Here is a 1,512-nt window from a genome sequence, read left to right as displayed (position 1 = left end):
TATTTTCTTATTTTATAATGATGAAAAAATCATTTGCTTTCGTTATATTAAAAAGTAAACAAATCGCGATAAATTAGAAAAACTTAATAGATTTTTTATTTTATTCATGATATTTATTAACGCTGAATAAAAGCAATGACTAAGTAATTGTTGGTGAAACAAAATGCTATTCAAGGATGCTTCTTATTCAGCAAGTTACGAATATGTTTTACATGGTATGTATTTTGCTTAGCAAAAGCAGACATATTCGACAAACTTTTTTTACTTTCGTCACTTCATAAGGATATTTTCGATGTTGACTAAAACTGTTAAATCTTTAGGTTTAGCGATGGGCTTATTGGCCTGCTCTCTCCCACTTTACGCAAAAAACAATGTAGTTGTTGTTGCCACTGGCGGTACTATCGCAGGTGCTGGCGCAAGTTCAGCAAACAGTGCAACGTACACAGCTGCAAAAGTTCCAGTTGATGCCTTAATTAATGCAGTTCCACAAATCAAAGATTTGGCGAATGTAACTGGTATTCAGGCATTACAGGTCGCTTCTGAAAGTATTACTGACAAGGAATTATTACAAATTGCTCGTCAAGTAAATGAGCTGGTAAAAAAACCATCTGTTAATGGTGTTGTGATTACTCACGGTACAGACACTTTAGAAGAAACAGCATTTTTCTTAAATCTGGTTGTTCACACTGATAAACCGATTGTTATTGTTGGTTCAATGCGTCCTTCAACTGCTCTTTCAGCAGATGGACCACTTAACCTTTATAGTGCAGTTGCTTTAGCAGCTTCTGATGATGCAAAAAATAAAGGCGTTATGGTTCTTATGAACGACTCTATTTTTGCTGCACGTGATGTAACTAAAGGCATTAACATTCATACAAATGCTTTTGTTAGCCAATGGGGCGCTTTAGGTACATTAGTTGAAGGCAAGCCATACTGGTTCAGACAGTCTGTAAAACGTTTTACCAATGCTTCAGAATTTAATATTGAAAATATTAAAGGTGATGCACTTCCACTGGTACAAATCGTTTACGGTTCAGACTCTATGCTTCCAGATGCTTATGAAGCATATGCAAAAGCTGGCGCTAAAGCGATTATCCATGCAGGTACTGGTAACGGTTCAGTTGCGAACTATATCGTACCAACTTTACAAAATCTTCACGACAAGAACGGCATTCAAATTATCCGTTCATCACGTGTTCCACAAGGTTTTGTATTGCGTGATGCAGAACAACCTGACTCTAAATATGGTTGGGTAGCAGCACATGATTTAAACCCACAGAAAGCACGTCTTCTTGCAGCATTAGCTCTTACCAAGACTAATGACGCTAAAGAAATTCAACGTATGTTCTGGCAGTACTAAGTTTTCCAACCAGCTCAAGCCTAAATGTTTGAGCTGGTCATATTTTATAAAAATAATGTCTTTTATATTAATTCTGTACAATAGTTGTTCAACTCATTCTTCTTAAATAATAAAATCCTTAACAGTTTGCCAAAATATTAACCATTTCCTTT

Annotated in this window: 1 protein-coding gene; it reads left to right on the top strand. The window is 35.7% G+C overall.

Annotated features, from left to right (window positions below; all coding sequences use genetic code 11):
* The first annotated feature begins 292 nt into the window (after positions 1–292).
* Positions 293–1,360 (top strand): type II asparaginase, encoded by a 1,068-nt coding sequence (locus tag NL42_RS18145; RefSeq protein ID WP_461313811.1) that lies wholly within the window; start codon positions 293–295, stop codon positions 1,358–1,360.
* The last annotated feature ends 152 nt before the right edge of the window (positions 1,361–1,512 follow it).

It is taken from the genome of Acinetobacter sp. GN11, assembly GCF_054823985.1.
This window is presented reverse-complemented; position numbering and strand designations above follow the sequence as displayed.